We start from the raw sequence: 18,797 nt of genomic DNA on the forward strand, positions 1-18,797 counted from the left end.
AGCCCCGCGACTGAACTCACACCCCCACCCTGCCAGGACCGGGGGGGGTGGGGGGGGGGGGGGGGGGGGGGGCGGGGGGGGGGGGGGGGGGGGGGGGGGGGGGGGGGGGGGGGGGGGGGGGCCCCCCCCCCCCCCCAGCCTAGGCACCCCACCGCCGTCCCCGTCCACGGGCAGGTCAGCCCGTGGTGCTGCCGAGCGTCACGTCGACCGTGTCGGTCTGCTGGCCGCGCTGCACCGTCAGGCTCACCCGGTCTCCCGGCGTCCCGCTGCGGACCACGGCGGTCAGCTCGGTGGAGGTGGTGACCACCCGGTCGCCGACGGCGGTGATGACGTCGCCGGCCTGCAGCCCGGCGTCGGCCGCGGGGGTGCCGGGCTCGACCCGGACGACCTGCGCGCCGGTGCCGATCTCGCTGTTGCCGTCGGCGGCCGCGGTCTGCGCGCTGACGCCGAGGTAGGTCGTCTCCGCGGAGCCGTTCTGGATGATCTCCTCGGCGATCCGGTGGGCGGTGTTGCCGGGGATGGCGAAGCCGACCCCGATGCTGCCGCTCTCCGACTGCCCGCCGGGGCCGCCGGAGGCCACCGTGGCGATCGCGGTGTTGATGCCGATGACCTCACCGGCGCCGTTGACCAGCGCGCCGCCGGAGTTGCCCGGGTTGATCGCCGCGTCGGTCTGCAGCGCGTCGATGACCGTGGCGTCGCCCTCGGTGGAGCCGGTGGCCACGGCCCGGCCGGTGGCGCTGATGATCCCGTCGGTCACGGTGTCCGACAGGCCCAGCGGGGCGCCGATCGCGACCGCCAGGTCGCCGACCTGGACGTCGTCGGAGTCGGCGAAGGTGGCGGGGGTCAGGTTCGAGACGCCGTCCACGTCGAGCACCGCGACGTCGTAGACGGCGTTGGTGCCGACGACGGTCGCGTCGTGCAGCGTGCCGTCGGAGGTGCGCACCGAGACCGTGGCCTGCCCGCCGGAGCCGTCGAGGCTCACCACGTGGTTGTTGGTGAGCACGTAGCCGTCGTCGGTGAGCACGACCCCGGAGCCGCTGCCGGAGCCCGACGCGCCGGTGACGTAGACCGTCACCACGCTGGGGGCCGCCTTGGCCGCCGCGGCGGTGACCGCGGTGGCCGTCTCCGGGTTGGTGATCGTGACGTTCTGGGCGGCGACCGACCCGCCGCCGCCGTCCGGGCCGTCGGCGAGGACGGCGACGCCGGCACCGGCGCCACCACCGATCAGGGCGCCGGCGACCAGGCCGGCGATGCCCATCCGCCAGCTGCCGGAGCGCCGGCCCCGCTCGGGGGCGGGCCCGGCCGGGGGGAACTGCGCGGTGCCGTCCGGGCCGCCCGGGCCGCCGGGCTGGCCGGGGACCGGCTGCCCGGCGGGCGGGTAGCCCACGCCGGGGTACGCGGCGCCGTGCTGCGGTGCGGCCGGCTGGCCGGGGCCGGGGTGCGTCGCGGTGTGCGTGGCGCCTGGCTGTCCTCCGGCCGGCTGCCACGCCGACGGGGGCGCCCACGTGCCGGGCGCCGGGCGGGGGGTGCCGTAGTCGCTCACTGTCCGAGTCCTCCTCACGAGCAGCGGTCCGCTGCCCTCGCAGACCACTGTCGGCCCCGCTGCTGCCCCGCTGCTGGTGACTCGCTGTGAGGTCGCTGGACGTCGCTACCGGGGGACGTCGGCCAGCAGCCGGCCCCGCGCGACGAGTTCGGTCACCGTCCACACGGCCACGACCTGCGCGGCGAGCAGGCCGACGAGCACCAGGAGCTGGGCGGCGCCGGCCTCCAGCGGGCTGCCACCGCCGAGCAGGACGCCGACGAACGCGCCCGGGAGTGTGACCAGTCCCACGGTGCGGGTCTGGTCCAGCGGCGGGACGAGGGCGGTCGACGCGGCGGGGCGGCCGATCTCGAGGACGGCGTCCCGCCGCAGCAGGCCCAGCGCCAGTGCCGCCTCCACCTCGCCGCGCCGGGAGGTGAGCTCCTCCCGCAGCCGGCGGCCGGCCAGCGAGGTCGCCGTCATCGCGCCCCCGATGAGGATGCCGGCGATCGGGATCACCGCTTCGCCGCGCAGCGGCACGCCGCCGCTGACCAGCACCAGGGCGATCACCGGCGCCGCCCCGACCGCCACCGGCAGGGCGGCGGTGCCCACCCGGCGCAGCGCGCCGGGCGCGCGGACCGGCAGCCCGGTGGCCCGGCCCGCCGCCGTGGCCGCCGCGACGCCGAGCATCAGCAGCACGAAGGCCACCGACAGCGGCAGCGAGCCGACCACGGCCAGCAGGACGGCGGAGACGACGCCGAGCTGCACCGTCGCCCGCAGCGCGGCCACGACGACCGGCCGGTCCTGGCCGAGGCCCGAGACCCGGCCCGCCACGGCCGCCAGGGCGGTGAGCAGGCCGAGGACCACGGCCAGCCGGGGGCCGAGGTCGACGACGGAGGAACCCACGGGCGCCGATCCTGCCCGGCGGGTGCCTGCTGGTAGACACGGCCACCACCGTGCGTGCAAGCCGCCTGTTATCTGGGTAGGGGCGGCTCGGGTCGCTGCTCGGGGGCGGCGCCCGCCCCTGTGTCCGGCCTGCGTCCTGGAGGCTGCCCCGTGCCCATCCGCGGACCTCTCGCCCGTCTCCTGCTGGGGGTCGGCCTCGTCGCCGCCACCGGCTTCGTCGTGGTCGGTGGCCTCGCGCTGCCCCCGACGGGTCTGGCCGCCATCGGTATCGCCGCGGTGGTCTCCGGGTGCCTCGCGGCCGGCATCGTGCGGGAGTCCTCCCACCAGGACCGTCGCAGGACGGTGGCGGCCGCGTGGCAGGCGGCCGTGGCCACCGTCGTGGTGCTCCTCGTGCTCTCCGGTACCGCGGCGCTCGGCGGCGCCCTCCTCACGCTGCTGGTCGCGGGCGTCGGCGTCACGGCCGGCCTCACGGTGTGGATGGTGCGCAGCCGACCCCCGGTGCGCCGGGTGCAGCCGCCCGGGCCGCCCGTGGTGACGTCGTCGCCGGTGACGGCGCTGTCCACCGGCGACCTGGGCCGCGAGTGGGTCCGGACGACCGCCGCGCTGGCCGGTCCCCTCGACGCGGCGGCCCGGCAGGCGATCGTGGCCCGCCGCCAGGAGACCCTCGACGAGTTGGAGCGCCGTGACCCGGCCGGGTTCGCCCGCTGGATGGCGGCCGTCCCGCTACCGGGCAGCGACCCCGCCGTCCACCTCCGGCACGGCGACCCGGCCGCCTGAACCGTCACGGGCGCCGCCGTCCACCAGAGCTCCACCGCCGGCCGGTCCGCCGCCTCCGGCGTCCCGCCCGTCCTCACCCGGCCGGGCGGCCGTCGTCCGCCGTCGGCGGGCCTCGAACTGCCGGCGCAGCGCCTCGGCGCGTTCCTGGCACGCGCGGGCGTCTGCCTGCAGTTCGGCTGCGCGACGCCACGCACGCTCGCCGGCGGCGCGATCGACCCACGTCGCCCCCGGTCGGTGTCGCCCTGCCGGCGGCCGGACCTCCACCATCGCACCCACCCCGTTCCCTCGCGGCACCCGCCACGTGCCGGCCCGAGTGGGGCGCCCACCGGCTGGAGCGCCGTCCCGCACCTGCGCACGGACCACGGAACGACCCAGCTCCGGCGGCGTCCAGCACCGGGCGTGCACCACTGCGCGTGGCGGGGGCTCCGCTTCGCGGACCGGGGCCCCGGTGGTCCTGCGGTGCCGCTGCGGGTCTCGCGGTGGTGCACCACCGCAAGGGCGCGCACGACACCGCGGGAGCAGACCCGGCCGGCGTCCCGACCGTGCCGCCGGGGATGTCCCCTGCGGTGTCCTTATCCTGGGTGCCGGGGTCCGTCCCCGTGACCCGCCGGCGTGGCGCAACTGGTAGCGCACCCGACTTGTAATCGGGCGGTTAGGGGTTCGAGTCCCCTCGTCGGCTCACGCACCGGCGGCGGGGGTGCCGCTGGGCACCCCCACCGCCGGCCGGCGTCAGCGGTCCGGGTGCCCGGAGGAGCCGCCGCCGGCCGCCCCGCCGGCGCCCGGGTCCGCTGCGGGCGGGGTCTCGGCCTGGGCGAACCACAGCGCCGCGTGGGCCGCGCCGTCCCCGAGCTGGCCCAGTGCCTCCAGGTTGACGTTCGCGATGTCGTCGCAGGCCTGGTGGTAGCAGGCGTCGTACGCGACGCCCGCCGTCCCGCCGAAGAGCGCGACCTGCTCCTCGGTCTTGACCCCCTCAGCGCCGGAGAAGAGGCCGCCGGCCGGGATCCCCTGGGCGATGAACGGCCCGTAGTCCGACCGGCCGTTGAACGCGCTCGGCGCGGTCGCCAGGCCCACGGAGGCGAAGTGGTCGAGGAAGACCCGCTCGATGTCGGCACTGCCCGCCGGCCCGGCCGTGGGGGTGTCCGAGGCGTCCCCGTCGTAGACGAAGCGGGCGAAGTTGGGGCTGCCCAGCATGTCGAAGTTCAGGTTCAGGGCGATGTCGGCCCGTTGCTGCTCGGTCAGGCCCGCGACGTAGTGCGTGGAGCCCAGCAGGCCGGACTCCTCGGCGCCCCAGAACGCGAAGCGGACGGCGTTGCGCGGCTCGATGCCGAGCTCGGCGAACTGCTCGGCGATCTCCAGGACGGTGGCCGACCCGGTGCCGTTGTCGTTGATGCCGGGGCCGGCGGTCACCGAGTCCAGGTGGGCGCCGACGACGACGACCTCGTCGGTGCGGCCGGTCCGGGTGTCGGCGAGGTAGTTGGAGGTGGTGCGCTGCTCGGACACGGTCGAGGTGGTGATGTCCGCGCGCACCTCGCCGGCGCCCAGGAGGGTGGTCAACTCCTCGCCGACGGCGTAGCTGGTGCCGACCACCGGGATGGCCGCCTCCGCGGGCAGCGGGCCGCCGAGCGTGCCCTGCAGCACCTCGGTGCGGCCCTGCTGGCCCTCGTTGAAGATGATCAGCGCGCTCGCCCCCGCGGCCGCCGCCACGGTGGCCTTCTCCCCGAAGGTGCAGGTGCCGCGCTGGACCAGCGCGATGTTGCCGGGCACGAAGCCGGCGTAGTCCTCGGCCTGGCAGCCGGCGGTCGAGCTGTTGGGCTCCGGTGGCGGCGGGACCAGGTTGTCGGTCACCGCCTGCACGGGGGCCGAGGCGGTGCCCGAGCCCGAGTACTGGGCGACGGCGAAGTCCTCCGCCGTGTAGGCCCGCTCGGTGGGCGCCGTGCGCACGAACGTCGCCGGGGCGGTCTGCTCGAAGTAGGGGAAGGCGAACTCCTGCTCGGTCACCCGGTAGCCGGCGTCCAGGAGGCGGTCGGCGACGTAGTCGCCGGAGGCGTCGAACCCGGGCGTGCCGCTGGCGCGGGTGCCGTCGTTGTCCTTGGCGATCTGCTGGAACGCCTCGAGGTGCTCGGCGACCCCCTCCACGGTGACCGCGTCGCGCAGCGCGGAGGTGTCCGGCCCGTCGGCGGCCCCGGCGGGCGAGGCGACGAGCGCGGGGGAGACGAGGGCGAGCAGGACCGGTGCGGCGCAGCGGCGCCGGAGGGATGGGTGCACGGAGGCTCCTCTGTCCGGGGCGGGTCGGAACGGCGTTCCGCAGCCACCAGCACCATCCGTGACCCACGTCACGTCCGTCAACCGGGTGGCCCTCAGGCCAGCCGCACCTCGCCGCCGGTCACGACCACGTCGACGGGGGCCAGCGGGACGGTGGCCGGACCCTGCAGCACCCCGCCGTCGACCGGGTCGAACGCGGAACCGTGGCAGGGGCAGACCAGCCGGCCGCCGCGGGTCGGGCGCACCGTGCAGCCCTGGTGCGGGCACTCGGCGTCGTACGCGGCCACCGCGTCCCCGGCACGCACCAGCAGCACGTGGCGGTCGCCCAGGGCCAGCTCCAGGGCGCCCTCCTCGGGCACCTCCTCCAGCCGCGCCAGGACGGTGCCGCTGCCCGTGTCGGCCACCGCGCGGGCCTCGGCTCCTCCGCACGCGGCCAGCGCGAGGACGCCGAGGCCGGCGCCGGTGGCGGTGAGGAGGGTGCGGCGGGACGGGCAGGCGGGCGGGCTCACCGCGGGATCGTCCCCCACGCGGCCGGCGCGGCCCGTCAGTCGAAGCTGCCGGCGCCGTCCCGGCGGTAGGGGGAGCGGCGCTCCCGCTGCTCCCGCTCGGCGCGCTCGGCGCGCAACCTCGCCGCCGTCCCGGCCGGGTAGCCGGCCTTGGCCACCCGGTGCTCGATGGTCTCGGTCATGAAGGCGAGGGAGAAGAACAACCCCAGCAGCAGGCCGCCGGCCGCGGCCGAGAGCCGGTAGGCCAGCGGCACCGCCACCACCGTCAGGCAGAGGAGGAGCACCGGCAGCAGCTGGACGAGGGCGCGGGTGAGGTGGCGGCGGACCCAGCCCCGCTCGGTGGTGTCGGCGAGCACCCACGGCGCCAGCTCCGCGGGCAGCCCGGCCCCGAGCGCGTACCGCACCCACTGCAGCGGGGTGGGGCGGCGCTGGGTGGACCGGATGGGCACACCTCGACGGTAGGCCTCGGCGGCGTTGCCGGGGACTTGTGGCCAGGAGCACACTGCTCCCGCCGTCTCGCCCGGGGAGGTCCCGTGCACATCACCCAGCTGCTCCGCCGCAAGGGCGCCCACGTCGCCACCGTCGAGGCCTCCGCCAGCATCCGCACGGCGCTCGCGCTGCTCGCCGAGCACGGCGTCGGTGCCCTCGTCGTCTCCGCCGACGGGCGCTCCGTCGACGGCATCGTGTCCGAGCGCGACGTCGTCCGCGCCCTGCACGAGCGCGGGGCCGGACTGCTCACCGACCCCGTCTCCAGCGTCATGACCGCCGACGTGCACACCTGCGCCCCGGGAGCCGGGGTCGAGGAACTCGCCCGCACCATGACCGACCACCGCGTCCGCCACGTGCCGGTCGTCGACGGCGGCCGGCTCGTGGGCATCGTGTCCATCGGGGACGTCGTCAAGGCGCGCCTGGACGAGCTGGAGAACGAGCGCGCCCAGCTCGTCGACTACATCCAGACCTCCTGAGGGCTGCCGCACCGCGGGCGGCCCCCGGCGTACGGTTCCCCGGTGGACGAGCGGCGTTCGGGGGTCGCCTCCGGGCTGGCCGCCTACGGCATGTGGGGGCTGTTCCCCCTGTACTTCCCCCTGCTGGAGCCGGCCGGCGGGCTGGAGATCGTGGCGCACCGCGTGCTGTGGTCGCTGCTGTTCGTCGCCGGCCTGCTGACCGTCGTCGGCCGCTGGTCGCACGTCCGTGCGGTGTCCACCGACCGGCGCTCGCTGTTGGTGCTGCTCGGCGCGGCGCTGCTGATCGCCGTCAACTGGCTGGTGTTCGTCTACGCGGTCAACTCCGGCCACGTCGTCGAGACCTCGCTCGGCTACTTCATCAACCCGCTGGTCAGCGTCCTGCTCGGGGTCGTCGTGTTCAGCGAGCGGCTGCGGCCGCTGCAGTGGACGGCGGTCGGCATCGCCGCGGTCGCGGTGGCCGTGCTCACCGTCGACTACGGGCGCCCGCCGTGGATCGCCTTGGCCCTGGCGGTCAGCTTCGGCCTCTACGGGCTGATGAAGAAGGTGGTCCGGGTGGAGGCGGCGCCCGGGCTGTTCGTGGAGACGGCGCTGGTCGCCGTCCCGGCGGCGGTGGTGCTCGCCGTCCTGCACGCGCAGGGGGAGGGGACCGCCGGCTCCGCGGGCGTCGGTCACCTGCTGCTGCTGATGAGCTCGGGGGTCGCGACCGCGATCCCGCTGCTGCTGTTCGCCGCGGCCACCCGCCGCATCCCGCTGTCGACGGTGGGGCTGCTGCAGTACGTCACGCCGCTGATGCAGCTGGCGATCGGCGTGTTCGTCTACCACGAGCCGATGCCGCCGGCCCGGCTCGCGGGCTTCGTCATCGTCTGGATCGCCCTGGCCGTGTTCACCGTCGACAGCCTCCGGCAGGCCCGCGCGGGCAGCCGCCGGCGGGCCGCCGAGGCGGCGGTCGCACCGGTCTGACGGCGCGCCGGTCCGGGTCCCGGGATGTCGGTGGGCGGGGCTACCGTCGAGTTCTCACCACCACCGGAGAAGGACGTCCGATGTCTGCCGAACCAGCTCCCGCGGTCTCCCCGCCGGGGGGCGAGGTGCCGCCCCCTCCCACACCCGAAGCGCCTCCCACGGAGCCGGCGCCGGTCCCCGCCGGCGCCCTGACCCGGCGCGAGCACGAGATGCTGACCTTCGAGCGGCAGTGGTGGCGACGGCCCGGTGCCAAGGAGACGGCGATCCGAGAGCGGTTCGGGCTCGCGCCGACGCGCTACTACCAGGTGCTCAACGCCCTGGTCGACCGGCCCGCCGCGCTGGAGGCCGATCCCCTGCTCGTCCGCCGCCTGCGCCGGCTGCGGGACGCACGGGGACAGCGTCGTTCGTCCCACGTCCTGGGCAACAGGGGCTCCGCCGTTTAGATTTGGTCACCGTGGGCAGGCACGCCGCGTCAGGCAGTGACATATCGGACCGGGGGACCGCCCCGGTCCCCCACGGGCGACGCCGTACGGACGGCCCGCCACCCCCGGTGGCGGCCGAGCCGGACCTGAGCGACCACCCCACGACGCCGGGCCGCAGCCGCGCCGACCGCCGGCGTGAGGGCCTCCTCGACGCAGGGGAGGACCCGGGCCGCCGCCGCCCGCCGTCCCGGCCGCTGCCCACGGCGGCGGCTGCTGCCCCGGGTGTCACCCCTCCGGCCTCCGGCCGCCCCGCGGCCGCCCCGTTCTCCGGCCGTCCCGCGGCTCCGCCGGCCTCCGGCCGTCCCGCGGCTCCGCCGGCGTCCGGGCGTCCCGGCGGCGGCCCGGTCGTCGGCCGGCCCGCCGCCCCTCCGGCCGCCACCCGGTCCGCTGCCCCCCTTGCCGGCCGGTCCGCCGCCGCGCCGGCCGGTCCTCCCGCCGCACCGCTCCCGGGTCCGGCCGCGGGACGCTCCGGCGCCACCCCCGCGGCGGCGCGCGCAGCGGCCCCGGCGCGTCCGGCGCCCCCGCCGGCCCGCCCCCGGCCGGCCGAGCCGGCGCCGGAGACCCGCGTGCGGCTGCCCCTGCCGCCGGCGGCGTCGGCACCCGCCGCCCCCGCGGCGCCGCGCACCACGGTCGCGCCGTTCCAGGCGGTCCCCCGGCCCGACCCCTCCCCGGACGAGCCGGCGTCCCCGGCCGGCCGGCCGCGTGAGGAGCGGGCGGAGCGCCGTCCCGCCGCGCCGACCGGCCACCCCGCCGACGCCGACCCCGTCGAGCCGTCGTCCCCGCGGCCGTCCCGGGGCGACCGGCCGGCCGCGGCCTCCGGCCCGTCCGACGCCGCGCCCGGCTACCGCGACTGGACCAGCCCGTCCCGCACCCGGGACGCCGCACCGCCGCCGGCCACCGAGGCCATCCCCGACCGGAACCCGGTCCGGGAGCAGGCCGGGAGCGGGGCCGGCCGGACCCCCGCGCCGGCCACCGAGGCCATCCCCGACCGCAACGCCGACCGTCGCGACCGGGCCGACGACGAGCGTGGCCCGCAGGCCGACACCGACCGCCACCGGGGCCCGGACACCGGCACCGACACCGGTGTGGTGGGCGGCCGGGCCGCCTTCCGCGCCGAGCGTCAGGCCGCCGAGGCCGAGCGCCGCAAGGCCGCCCGCCGCAGCGGCGGCGGGTCGACCGCCGCCCGCCTCGACGACGCCGACGGCGAGGGCCGCCGCGGCTCGGGGGTGCGCCGCGCCGCCGCCGGCCTGCTCGCCGTGGCCGTCGTGGCGCTGCTCGTGCTCGGCGTCTACTCCTTCGCGGGCTCGGACCCGCAGGAGACCTCGACCGACCGGACCGCCTCGGCCGCCCCCTCGTCGACGGCCGCCCCCGCCGCGCCGAGCTCGGCCCTCCCGCCGCTGGAGGTCGCGCCGCTGCCGCCGGCCGACGCCGCCCCGGCCGATCCGGTGCGCGCCCCCGTCACGGTCCTCAACGCCACGGGCGTCACCGGCCTGGCCGCCGACGTCGCCGCGGCGCTCGGGGCGCAGGGCTGGGAGTCGCCGGGGGTGGGGCAGTACCAGGGCGGCGACGTCGCGGTCACCACCGTCTACTTCACCAAGGGCGACGAGACCCAGCGGCAGGCCGCCGTCCAGCTGGTCGAGCAGTTCCCGCAGATCACCGGGCCGGTGGAGCGCTTCTTCGAGGTACCGGACGTCGCCGTCCCCGGCCTCGTGGTGGTCACCACCGGCGAGTGGCGGCCCTGAGGCGGCTGCGCGGCGCGCCGTCCCGGAACACCGGGACGCCACCGTCCGTTGGCCGCTCCGTGCGTCCCCTCCGCGGGCCCGCGCGTCCCTGCCCGCGCTCCGGCGCCCGCGTGACGCTCGCCGCCCTGCTCACCCCGCTGCTCTCCGGCATCCTGCTCGTCGCCGCACCGGCCGCGCCGGCCGCCGCGGCGGAGGACGTCAGCACCGAGGAGGCGCGGGTCCCCTCGGGCGCGGGTGCGGACGCCGTCGAGCTCGACACCACCCTCTACGTGCCGGCCTCCGCGACCGCGGACGAGCCCGCGCCGGCCGTCGTCCTCGCGCACGGCTTCGGCGGCAGCAAGGACTCCGTCGCCGACGACGCCCGCGACCTCGCCGGCCGGGGCTACGTCGTCCTCACGTACTCCGCGCGCGGGTTCGGGACCAGCACCGGCCAGATCGGGCTGAACGACCCGCGCTTCGAGGTCGCCGACCTCTCCACGCTGCTCGACCGGCTGGCCGAGCGCGACGACGTCCTCCTCGACGGGGACGGCGACCCGCGCGTCGGCGTCGCGGGCGGTTCCTACGGCGGGGCGCTGGCCCTGCTCGGCGCCGCCTACGACGACCGCGTCGACGCCATCGCCCCGCAGATCACCTGGAACTCCCTGACCACCGCGCTGTTCCCCTCGCAGGTCGGGCAGGACGACGCCGGCACGGTCGCCGCCACCCCCGCCAGCACGGACGCCGGCGTGTTCAAGCGGGTCTGGGCCGGCCTGTTCTTCAGCATCGGCGGCGCCCCGTCCGGTGGCCTGGCCGCCGCGCTCGGCGGCGACGACGCGGCGGCGGACGGCGCCCCGGCGGACGCCGGGACGACGGCGCTGCCGGTGGACCCCGCCTCGGCCGACCCGGCCGCGGTGCAGCAGCTGCTGACCTGCGGGCGGTTCCGCGCCGACATCTGCGCCGCCTACCAGACCGCCGCGGCGACGGGCACGCTGACGCCGGAGATCGCCGCCGCGCTGGACCGCAGCAGCCCCGCGACCGTGCTCGACCGCATCGACGTGCCCACCCTGCTGGTGCAGGGCACCCGCGACTCGCTGTTCGGCCTCGACCAGGCCGACGCCAACGCCCGCGGCATCGCCGCCACCGGCGCCCCGGTCAAGGTCGTCTGGTACGCCGGCGGCCACGACGCGCAGGCATCGGAGCGCACGACCGAGCGGCTGCGCGAGCAGGTGGCCGGCTGGTTCGACCGGCACCTGCGCGACGGCGACGACCCCGCCCGCGGCCCCGACCCCGGCACCGGCTTCGAGTTCCCCGAGCCGACCGGCGTGGGCAGCGGCCTGACCGTCCAGGGCGGATCGCAGACCGTCACCGCCGACCGCTACCCGGGGCTGAGCGGCTCGGCCGCCGCCGACCGTCTCCCGGTCGCCCTGGACGGCGGCGTGCAGCCCGTCGTCACCCCGGCCGGCGGGTCGCCGTCGGCGCTGACCACCTACCCGGGGCTCGGTGCGGTGACCGCGGCGCTCGGCGGCACGACCATCGAGATCCCCGGCCAGGCCGCCGCCTTCGACAGCCGGCCGCTGGACGAGGCGGTGGAGGTCGTCGGCGCGGCCACCGTCGACCTCGCCGTCGCGGCGCCCTCGGGCACCGCCACGCTGTTCGCGAAGCTCTACGACGTCGGCCCCGACGGCGGCATGACGCTGCCGTCGGGGCTGGTCGCGCCGCTGGCGCTGACCGGCCTCTCGGCCGACCCCACCGCGCCGACCACGGTGCCGGTGACCCTGCCGGGGATCGTGCACCGCTTCGAGGCCGGGCACACGATGCGCCTGGTGGTCTCCTCCACCGACCAGGCGTTCGCCCTGCCGGCGGAGTCGGCCGTCTACTCGGTCGCGCTGGCCGGCGGGGACGGCGCGGCGCTCGCCGTCCCGCAGGTCCAGGCGCAGGCCGACGGCGTCGGCGGCACGTCGCGCTGGTGGGTGCTGCTGGGCGTGCTCGCGGGGCTCGGCCTGCTCGGCTGGGTGGCGGCGGTGCTGTGGGGCCGCCGCCGGCGCCGCCGCGTCTCGGCGGTCGAGCCCGACGGTGAGGACGTGCCGCTGCGGTTCACCGGCGTCACCAAGGCCTACAAGGACGGCTTCGTCGCCGTCCGCGACCTCTCCTTCGAGGTGCGCCGCGGCCAGGTGCTCGGCCTGCTCGGCCCCAACGGCGCCGGCAAGACGACGTCGCTGCGCATGCTCATGGGCCTGATCCGGCCCACCGAGGGGCGGATCAGCGTCTTCGGCCACGCGGCCGGGCCCGGCGCGCCGGTGCTCTCCCGGCTGGGCTCCTTCGTCGAGGGCACCGGCCTGCAGCCGCACCTGTCCGGCCGGGACAACCTGCGCCTGTACTGGGCGGCCACCGGCCGGCCGGCGGAGGACGCGCACATGGAGGAGGCGATCGAGGTCGCCGGCCTCGGCGCGGCCATCGACCGCCCGGTCCGCCGCTACAGCCAGGGCATGCGCCAGCGGGTCGCGATCGCCCAGGCGATGCTCGGCCTGCCGGACCTGCTGGTGCTCGACGAACCGACCAACGGGCTGGACCCGCCCCAGATCCACGCCATGCGCGAGGTGCTGCGCTCCTACGCCGCGACCGGCCGCACGGTGATCGTCTCCAGCCACCTGCTCAGCGAGATCGAGCAGACCTGCAGCCACGTCGTCGTCATGGCCAAGGGGCAGAAGATCGCGCAGGGGACGGTCGAGGAGATCGTCGGCGTCGGTGGCGCGGTGCTCGTCGGCCTGGCCGACGACGCCGACACCGACCGGGCGATCGCCGCCCTGGAGGCGCTGCCCGGGGTGACCGCCGGCCGCACCGACGAGGGGCTGGTGGCCGAGCTGGACGGCACCAGCCGGGCACGGGCCCTGCAGGCGCTGGTGGCCGAGGGGATCGAGGTCGACCAGTTCACGCCGCGCCGTCGGCTCGAGGACGCCTTCCTGGCGCTGGTGGGGGAGTCATGACGACGCAGCGAGCGGCGGAGGACCTGGCCCGGGCGGCCGTCCCGGCCGAGGGCCACGTGCAGCCCACCGGGGCGGTGGCCGGCTACCGGCCCGAGCGCACCCTGCGGCTGTCGGTCGAGCTGCGGCGGCAGTTCAAGCGGCGGCGCACCATCGGCGTCCTCGCCCTCATGGTGGCGCTGCCGCTGGTCCTCATCGCCGCCCTGCAGCTGGGCGCCAGCGAGGAGGCCGCGGAGAACGACCGGCTCAACCTGGTCGACGTCGCCACGTCCAGCGGGCTGAACTTCACCCTGTTCGTGCTCTTCGCGACGACGAGCTTCTTCCTGGTCGTCGTCTACGCGCTGTTCTTCGGCGACACCGTGGCCGCCGAGGCGCAGTGGGGGTCGTTGCGCTACACGCTGGCCACCCCGGTGCCGCGCATGCGGCTGCTCCGGCAGAAGTGGTACGCGGCGCTGGTGCTGTCGGTCGGCGCCCTGCTGACCCTCGTCCTGGTCGGGCTGGTCGCCGGCGGCATCGCGTTCGGGTTCGAGGCCATCCAGACCCCGGTCGGGGTGACCCTGCCGCAGGGGGAGGGGCTGCTGCGGCTGGCCGGCATGGTCGGGTACCTCGCCGTCCACCTGCTGGTCGTGGGCACCCTGGCGTTCTGGTTCTCCACGATCACCGACGCCCCGCTGGCCGCCGTCGGGGGCGCGGTGTTCACGATGTTCGTCTTCGCGATCCTCGACCAGGTGGAGCAGCTGGGCTCGATCCGGGACTGGTTCCCCACGGCGGAGGAGTTCGCCTGGACCGACCTGCTGCAGACCCCGGTCGACTCCGGGGACCTCTTCCGCGGCGTCGTCCAGTCGCTGGTCTACGCGGCGGTCTTCACGGCGCTGGCCTTCCGCCACTTCGCCCGCCGCGACGTCACCTCTTGAGCGGAGGCTGGGAGCGCAGGAAACCTGCGCTCCCAGCCTCCGCTAGAGGCTCGCGCGGACGGCCTGGGCCCAGCCCTCGCCCATCGGCGCGTCGGTGACGGTCACGTTGGGGACGGCGGCCAGCAGGTCGGCCATCCCGTCGACCGTGGCCCCGTTCGCGGTGATCCACAACCGCTCCACCGCCGGCGCCATCTCCAGGTCGCTCACGCTGTCGCCGATCGCCACCGCGTCGGCGGGGGTGAGGCCGCGGCGCTCGAGGTCCCAGGCGATCGCCGCGCCCTTGGAGATGCCGCGCGGCATCAGGTGGTAGACCCGCGGCGGCAGCGCCTCGGGCGCCAGGGTCATGCGGCCCGTCGCCGGGATCGAGCCGTTGTCCTTCAGCGTCAGCCAACCGGCTCCCATCGCGGCCAGCTCGGCGTCCACCGCCAGCGGGTCGACCCGGCCCCGCAGCAGCGCGTCGGTGCGGTGGGTGGTGTGCCAGGGCGCGTGCCACTCCAGCCGGCCGGCGTGGCGGGCCAGCAGCGTGTCGACCACGCCCAGCCGCTCCATCACGTCCATCGGGGCCTGGTCGGCGTACTCCGCGGGCAGGTCGCCGGTGAGGTGGTGCACGCTGCGCCCGGCGTCCCAGCTGACCACCGAGCCGAGCTCGGCGATCGCGCCGTCCGCGGCGAAGATCCGCGCCGCCTCCACGACCTGCTCGTAGGTCCGCCCGCTCACCAGCACCAACTCCACCCCGGCGCGGTGCAGGTCGAGCAGCGCGGTGGCCGGCGAGGCGGTGAGGTCGCGGCTCGCGGTGTGCCAGAAGGAGCCCCGCGGGCCGACCATCGTGCCGTCGAGGTCGGTGTAGACGACGCGCGTGCTCACCGGCCCATCCTGGCCCGGCCCCCTGGGGCGCCGCCCACGTGGGTAGAGTCGACGGCGTTCCACTCATCCAGAGGGGCAGAGGGACACGGCCCGACGAAGCCCCGGCAACCGCCGCCTGTGCGCTCGCACAGCGGAAGGTGCCAATTCCGTCCCACCCGGCTCGACGGCCCGGGGTGGGGAAGATGAGGAGGTAGTCGTCGCATGACCCTGACCGCTCCCGGTTCCGTCCAGGCCGACTCGTCCGGCGGTGGCCCGATCCCGCAGAACCCCGCCCGCGGGCTGGTGTGTCGCAACTGCGGCGCCACCTTCGGCCTGATCGCCGAGCACGCCTGCGCCGAGTGCTTCGGCCCGCTCGAGGTCGACTACGACCCGGCGGTGATGCGGGCGGTCACCCGGGAGCAGATCGAGGCCGGCCCGCAGAACATCTGGCGCTACGTCGCCCTGCTGCCGGTGGGCCACGACCCGGCCTCGCGCGTCTCGCTGGACCCGGGCCTGACCCCGCTGGTGCGCGCCGACCGGCTCGCCGCCGAGCTCGGCCTCACCGGCGGGCTCTGGGTGAAGGACGACTCCGCCAACCCCACTCACTCGTTCAAGGACCGCGTGGTCAGCCTCGCCGCCACCGCCGCCAAGAAGCTGGGCTACACCAAGATCGCCGCTGCCTCCACGGGCAACCTGGCCAACTCGGTCGCCGCGCACGCCGCCCGCGTGGGGCTGCCCTCGTTCGTCTTCATCCCCGCCGACCTGGAGCCGGGCAAGGTGGTGCAGTCCGCCGTCTACGGCCAGACGCTGGTCGCCGTCGAGGGCTCCTACGACGACGTCAACCGGCTGACCAGCGAGCTCGCCGAGACCGACGAGTTCGAGGACACCGCGTTCGTCAACCAGAACGTCCGGCCCTACTACGCCGAGGGCTCCAAGACGATGGGGTACGAGATCGCCGAGCAGCTCGGCTGGCGGATCCCGGCCCAGGTGGTCATCCCCATGGCGTCCGGGTCGCTGCTGACCAAGGTGGACAAGGCCTTCCGCGAGCTCACCGCCGCCGGCATCGTCGAGGCCTCCGAGTGGACGATCTTCGGCGCCCAGTCGGCCGGCTGCGACCCGATCGCCACCGCCTTCGACAACGGGTGGGACGTCGTCAAGCCGGTGAAGCCGACCGGCATCGCGAAGTCGCTGAACATCGGCAACCCCGCCGACGGCCCCTACGCCCTCGACGCCATCCGCCGCACCGGCGGATCGGTGGGCCGGGTCGGTGACGAGCAGATCGTCCAGGGCATCCGCGACCTGGCCCGCACCACCGGCGTCTTCGCCGAGACCGCCGGCGGGGTCACCGTCGCGGTGCTGCGCCAGCTGGTCGAGGACGGCCGGCTGGACCCGGCCAAGGAGACCGTCGTCCTCAACACCGGCGAGGGCCTCAAGACCCTCGACCCGCTCGAGCCGGTGGTGGGGCCGACGCACGTCGTCGAGCCCTCGCTGAAGTCGGTGCGGGCCGCGGGCCTCATCGGCTGACCGCGTAGGGTCGGCACCGTCCGGGTCGGTGGGTGTCCCCCGATCCGGGGTGACGCGTGCGTGAGTTTGCTCTCACCACGCGTTTCGTGCTGTACGTTCTCCCGCGGTTTCAGTTCCACGTTCGTGTTCGGCGGGCGGAAGAGCTAGACCCGGCCTCCTGGTTCGCGGGGGTCGTCCGCACGCACGAAACGTGGGAGCACACGTGGCACAGGGCACCGTGAAGTGGTTCAACGCCGAGAAGGGCTTCGGCTTCATCGCCGTCGACGGCGGCCAGGACGTCTTCGTCCACTACTCGGCCATCCAGATGGACGGGTACAAGAGCCTCGACGAGGGCCAGCGGGTCACCTTCGAGGTCGTCCAGGGCGAGAAGGGTCCGCAGGCCGACGCCGTCCGCGTCGCCTGAGAACCACCGCGAGACACACGGAGGCCCGGTCACCCTGCGGGGGGACCGGGCCTCCGTCGTCCTCCCGGATCCGCGGGAACAGCGGCCTCCTCCCCACCCGTTCTTGCACTCGGCAGGGGCGAGTGCCAGACTCTCGATTGGCACTCGACAGTGCCGAGTGCCAATCAGGTCGGATGCGGTGAGGCGCTGGTGCGCGGGCCGACGGAGTGCCCGCACCACCGGTGTCGTCCGTCGCGGGCGCCGAACCCGGCCGTGCAGCGATCCATGCATGGAGGACATCACCACATGGCCAAGATGATCGCCTTCGAGGAAGAGGCTCGCCGCGGCCTCGAGCGGGGCATGAACACCCTCGCCGACGCCGTCAAGGTGACCCTCGGCCCCAAGGGCCGCAACGTCGTCCTCGAGAAGAAGTGGGGTGCCCCCACCATCACCAACGATGGTGTGAGCATCGCCAAGGAGATCGAGCTCGAGGACCCGTGGGAGAAGATCGGCGCCGAGCTGGTCAAGGAGGTCGCCAAGAAGACCGACGACGTCGCCGGTGACGGCACCACCACCGCCACCGTGCTGGCCCAGGCGCTCGTCCGCGAGGGTCTGCGCAACGTCGCCGCCGGCGCCAACCCGATGGCCCTGAAGAAGGGCATCGAGAAGGCCGTCGAGTCGGTCACCGAGTACCTCCTCTCGACCGCCAAGGACGTCGAGACCAAGGAGCAGATCGCCGCCACCGCGTCGATCTCCGCCGCTGACCCGGCCATCGGCGAGCTCATCGCCGAGGCGATGGACAAGGTCGGCAAGGAAGGCGTCATCACCGTCGAGGAGAGCAACACCTTCGGGCTCGAGCTCGAGCTCACCGAGGGCATGCGCTTCGACAAGGGCTACATCTCGCCCTACTTCGTCACCGACGCCGAGCGCATGGAGGCCGTCCTCGACGACCCGTACGTGCTCGTCGTCAACAGCAAGATCAGCTCGGTGAAGGACCTGCTCCCGCTGCTGGAGAAGGTCATGCAGTCGGGCAAGCCGCTGGCGATCATCGCCGAGGACGTCGAGGGCGAGGCCCTGGCGACCCTGGTGGTCAACAAGATCCGCGGCACCTTCAAGTCCCTCGCGGTGAAGGCCCCCGGCTTCGGTGACCGCCGCAAGGCCATGCTGACCGACATCGCCATCCTCACCGGTGGCCAGGTCATCAGCGAGGAGGTCGGCCTCAAGCTGGAGTCCGCCGGCACCGAGCTGCTGGGCCGCGCCCGCAAGGTCGTCGTCACCAAGGACGAGACGACGATCGTCGAGGGCGCCGGCGACAGCGACCAGATCGCCGGCCGGGTCAACCAGATCCGCGCCGAGATCGAGAAGTCGGACTCCGACTACGACCGCGAGAAGCTGCAGGAGCGCCTGGCCAAGCTGGCCGGTGGCGTCGCCGTCATCAAGGCCGGTGCCGCGACCGAGGTCGAGCTCAAGGAGCGCAAGCACCGCATCGAGGACGCGGTGCGCAACGCCAAGGCCGCCGTCGAGGAGGGCATCGTCGCCGGTGGTGGCGTCGCCCTGGCGCAGGCCACCGCCGTCGCGTTCGACAAGCTCGAGCTCGAGGGTGACGAGGCCACCGGTGCCAACATCGTGCGCGTCGCGCTCGAGGCGCCGCTGAAGCAGATCGCCGTCAACGCCGGCCTCGAGGGTGGCGTCGTCGCGGAGAAGGTGCGCAACTCCGACACCGGCTGGGGCCTCAACGCCGCCTCCGGCGAGTACGTGGACCTGGTCGCCAACGGGATCATCGACCCCGCCAAGGTGACCCGCTCGGCGCTGCAGAACGCCGCCTCCATCGCGGCGCTCTTCCTCACCACCGAGGCCGTCATCGCCGACAAGCCGGAGAAGGCCGCTCCGGCCATGCCGGGCGCCGACGGCGGCATGGGCGGCATGGACTTCTGAGTCCCGCCCTCGCGTAGTACCAGCACTGCCCGGCAGGGGCGGTCCGCTTCGGCGGGCCGCCCCTGTCGGCGTTCCGGACCGCCTGTGGAACCCACGAGATCGCCGATCTCGTGGGTCCGG

Annotated in this window: 16 protein-coding genes, 1 tRNA gene and 1 riboswitch; of the genes, 11 read left to right on the forward strand and 6 right to left on the reverse strand. The window is 75.6% G+C overall.

Annotation, left to right across the window (positions count from 1 at the left end; genetic code table 11):
• Window positions 1-175: 175 nt before the first annotated feature.
• Window positions 176-1,543, reverse strand: a complete 1,368-nt coding sequence (locus tag ACI78Q_RS10120) for a trypsin-like peptidase domain-containing protein (protein WP_456923212.1) — start codon at window positions 1,541-1,543, stop codon at window positions 176-178.
• Between the two features lie 105 nt (window positions 1,544-1,648).
• Window positions 1,649-2,425 carry an ABC transporter permease gene (locus ACI78Q_RS10125; protein WP_456923213.1) on the reverse strand — a complete coding sequence of 259 codons (777 nt, stop codon included), beginning with the start codon at window positions 2,423-2,425 and terminating at the stop codon, window positions 1,649-1,651.
• 150 nt (window positions 2,426-2,575) lie between these two features.
• Between ACI78Q_RS10125 and ACI78Q_RS10130 the strand changes: the two genes are divergently transcribed.
• Both ACI78Q_RS10130 and ACI78Q_RS10135 read left to right on the forward strand, forming a co-directional pair.
• The gene (locus ACI78Q_RS10130; protein ID WP_456923214.1) at window positions 2,576-3,202 is read left to right on the forward strand and encodes a hypothetical protein; all 627 of its coding nucleotides are present in this window, start codon (window positions 2,576-2,578) and stop codon (window positions 3,200-3,202) included.
• A gap of 606 nt (window positions 3,203-3,808) precedes the next feature.
• Window positions 3,809-3,881: transfer RNA gene (locus tag ACI78Q_RS10135), tRNA-Thr, on the forward strand.
• 50 nt (window positions 3,882-3,931) lie between these two features.
• On the opposite strand, the gene ACI78Q_RS10140 is transcribed toward ACI78Q_RS10135, so the two are convergent.
• The 3 genes from ACI78Q_RS10140 to ACI78Q_RS10150 all read right to left on the reverse strand — a co-directional run bounded on the left by ACI78Q_RS10140 (window position 3,932) and on the right by ACI78Q_RS10150 (window position 6,419).
• On the reverse strand, window positions 3,932-5,467 hold the full coding sequence (locus tag ACI78Q_RS10140; protein WP_456923215.1) for a M20/M25/M40 family metallo-hydrolase: 1,536 nt from the start codon (window positions 5,465-5,467) through the stop codon (window positions 3,932-3,934).
• A gap of 92 nt (window positions 5,468-5,559) precedes the next feature.
• On the reverse strand, window positions 5,560-5,973 hold the full coding sequence (locus ACI78Q_RS10145; protein ID WP_456923216.1) for a Rieske (2Fe-2S) protein: 414 nt from the start codon (window positions 5,971-5,973) through the stop codon (window positions 5,560-5,562).
• 35 nt (window positions 5,974-6,008) lie between these two features.
• Window positions 6,009-6,419, reverse strand: a complete 411-nt coding sequence (locus ACI78Q_RS10150) for a DUF5313 family protein (RefSeq protein ID WP_456923217.1) — start codon at window positions 6,417-6,419, stop codon at window positions 6,009-6,011.
• Window positions 6,420-6,503: 84 nt separating this feature from the next.
• Between ACI78Q_RS10150 and ACI78Q_RS10155 the strand changes: the two genes are divergently transcribed.
• From ACI78Q_RS10155 to ACI78Q_RS10180, 6 genes are all read left to right on the forward strand, one after another.
• A complete protein-coding gene (locus ACI78Q_RS10155) occupies window positions 6,504-6,935 on the forward strand; it encodes a CBS domain-containing protein (protein ID WP_456923218.1) in 432 nt (143 codons plus the stop codon).
• 42 nt (window positions 6,936-6,977) lie between these two features.
• A complete protein-coding gene (gene rarD, locus ACI78Q_RS10160) occupies window positions 6,978-7,895 on the forward strand; it encodes an EamA family transporter RarD (protein ID WP_456923219.1) in 918 nt (305 codons plus the stop codon).
• 80 nt (window positions 7,896-7,975) lie between these two features.
• Window positions 7,976-8,338: a DUF3263 domain-containing protein gene (locus ACI78Q_RS10165; protein WP_456923220.1), complete on the forward strand. Its 363-nt coding sequence runs from the start codon at window positions 7,976-7,978 to the stop codon at window positions 8,336-8,338.
• Between the two features lie 605 nt (window positions 8,339-8,943).
• Window positions 8,944-10,119 carry a LytR C-terminal domain-containing protein gene (locus ACI78Q_RS10170; protein WP_456923221.1) on the forward strand — a complete coding sequence of 392 codons (1,176 nt, stop codon included), beginning with the start codon at window positions 8,944-8,946 and terminating at the stop codon, window positions 10,117-10,119.
• A 110-nt stretch (window positions 10,120-10,229) separates the two neighbouring features.
• Window positions 10,230-13,082 carry an alpha/beta fold hydrolase gene (locus tag ACI78Q_RS10175; protein ID WP_456923222.1) on the forward strand — a complete coding sequence of 951 codons (2,853 nt, stop codon included), beginning with the start codon at window positions 10,230-10,232 and terminating at the stop codon, window positions 13,080-13,082.
• The gene (locus tag ACI78Q_RS10180) at window positions 13,079-13,993 is read left to right on the forward strand and encodes an ABC transporter permease (protein ID WP_456923223.1); all 915 of its coding nucleotides are present in this window, start codon (window positions 13,079-13,081) and stop codon (window positions 13,991-13,993) included. The genes ACI78Q_RS10175 and ACI78Q_RS10180 overlap by 4 nt, the downstream gene beginning before the upstream one ends.
• 42 nt (window positions 13,994-14,035) lie before the next feature.
• Here the strand turns inward: ACI78Q_RS10180 and ACI78Q_RS10185 are convergent, their stop codons facing one another.
• The gene (locus ACI78Q_RS10185) at window positions 14,036-14,857 is read right to left on the reverse strand and encodes an HAD family hydrolase (protein WP_456923224.1); all 822 of its coding nucleotides are present in this window, start codon (window positions 14,855-14,857) and stop codon (window positions 14,036-14,038) included.
• A gap of 60 nt (window positions 14,858-14,917) precedes the next feature.
• A riboswitch (SAM riboswitch) is annotated at window positions 14,918-15,046 on the forward strand.
• 12 nt (window positions 15,047-15,058) lie between these two features.
• Between ACI78Q_RS10185 and thrC the strand changes: the two genes are divergently transcribed.
• The 3 genes from thrC (at window position 15,059) to groL (ending at window position 18,677) form a co-directional block, all read left to right on the forward strand.
• Entirely contained in the window at window positions 15,059-16,360 is a 1,302-nt protein-coding gene (gene thrC, locus ACI78Q_RS10190; protein ID WP_456923225.1) for a threonine synthase, read from the forward strand.
• A 202-nt stretch (window positions 16,361-16,562) separates the two neighbouring features.
• Window positions 16,563-16,763 carry a cold-shock protein gene (locus ACI78Q_RS10195; RefSeq protein WP_091218572.1) on the forward strand — a complete coding sequence of 67 codons (201 nt, stop codon included), beginning with the start codon at window positions 16,563-16,565 and terminating at the stop codon, window positions 16,761-16,763.
• A 285-nt stretch (window positions 16,764-17,048) separates the two neighbouring features.
• Window positions 17,049-18,677 (forward strand): chaperonin GroEL, encoded by a 1,629-nt coding sequence (gene groL / locus ACI78Q_RS10200; RefSeq protein WP_456923226.1) that lies wholly within the window; start codon window positions 17,049-17,051, stop codon window positions 18,675-18,677.
• Window positions 18,678-18,797: the final 120 nt, after the last annotated feature.

It is taken from the genome of Geodermatophilus sp. SYSU D00705 (genome assembly GCF_054050135.1).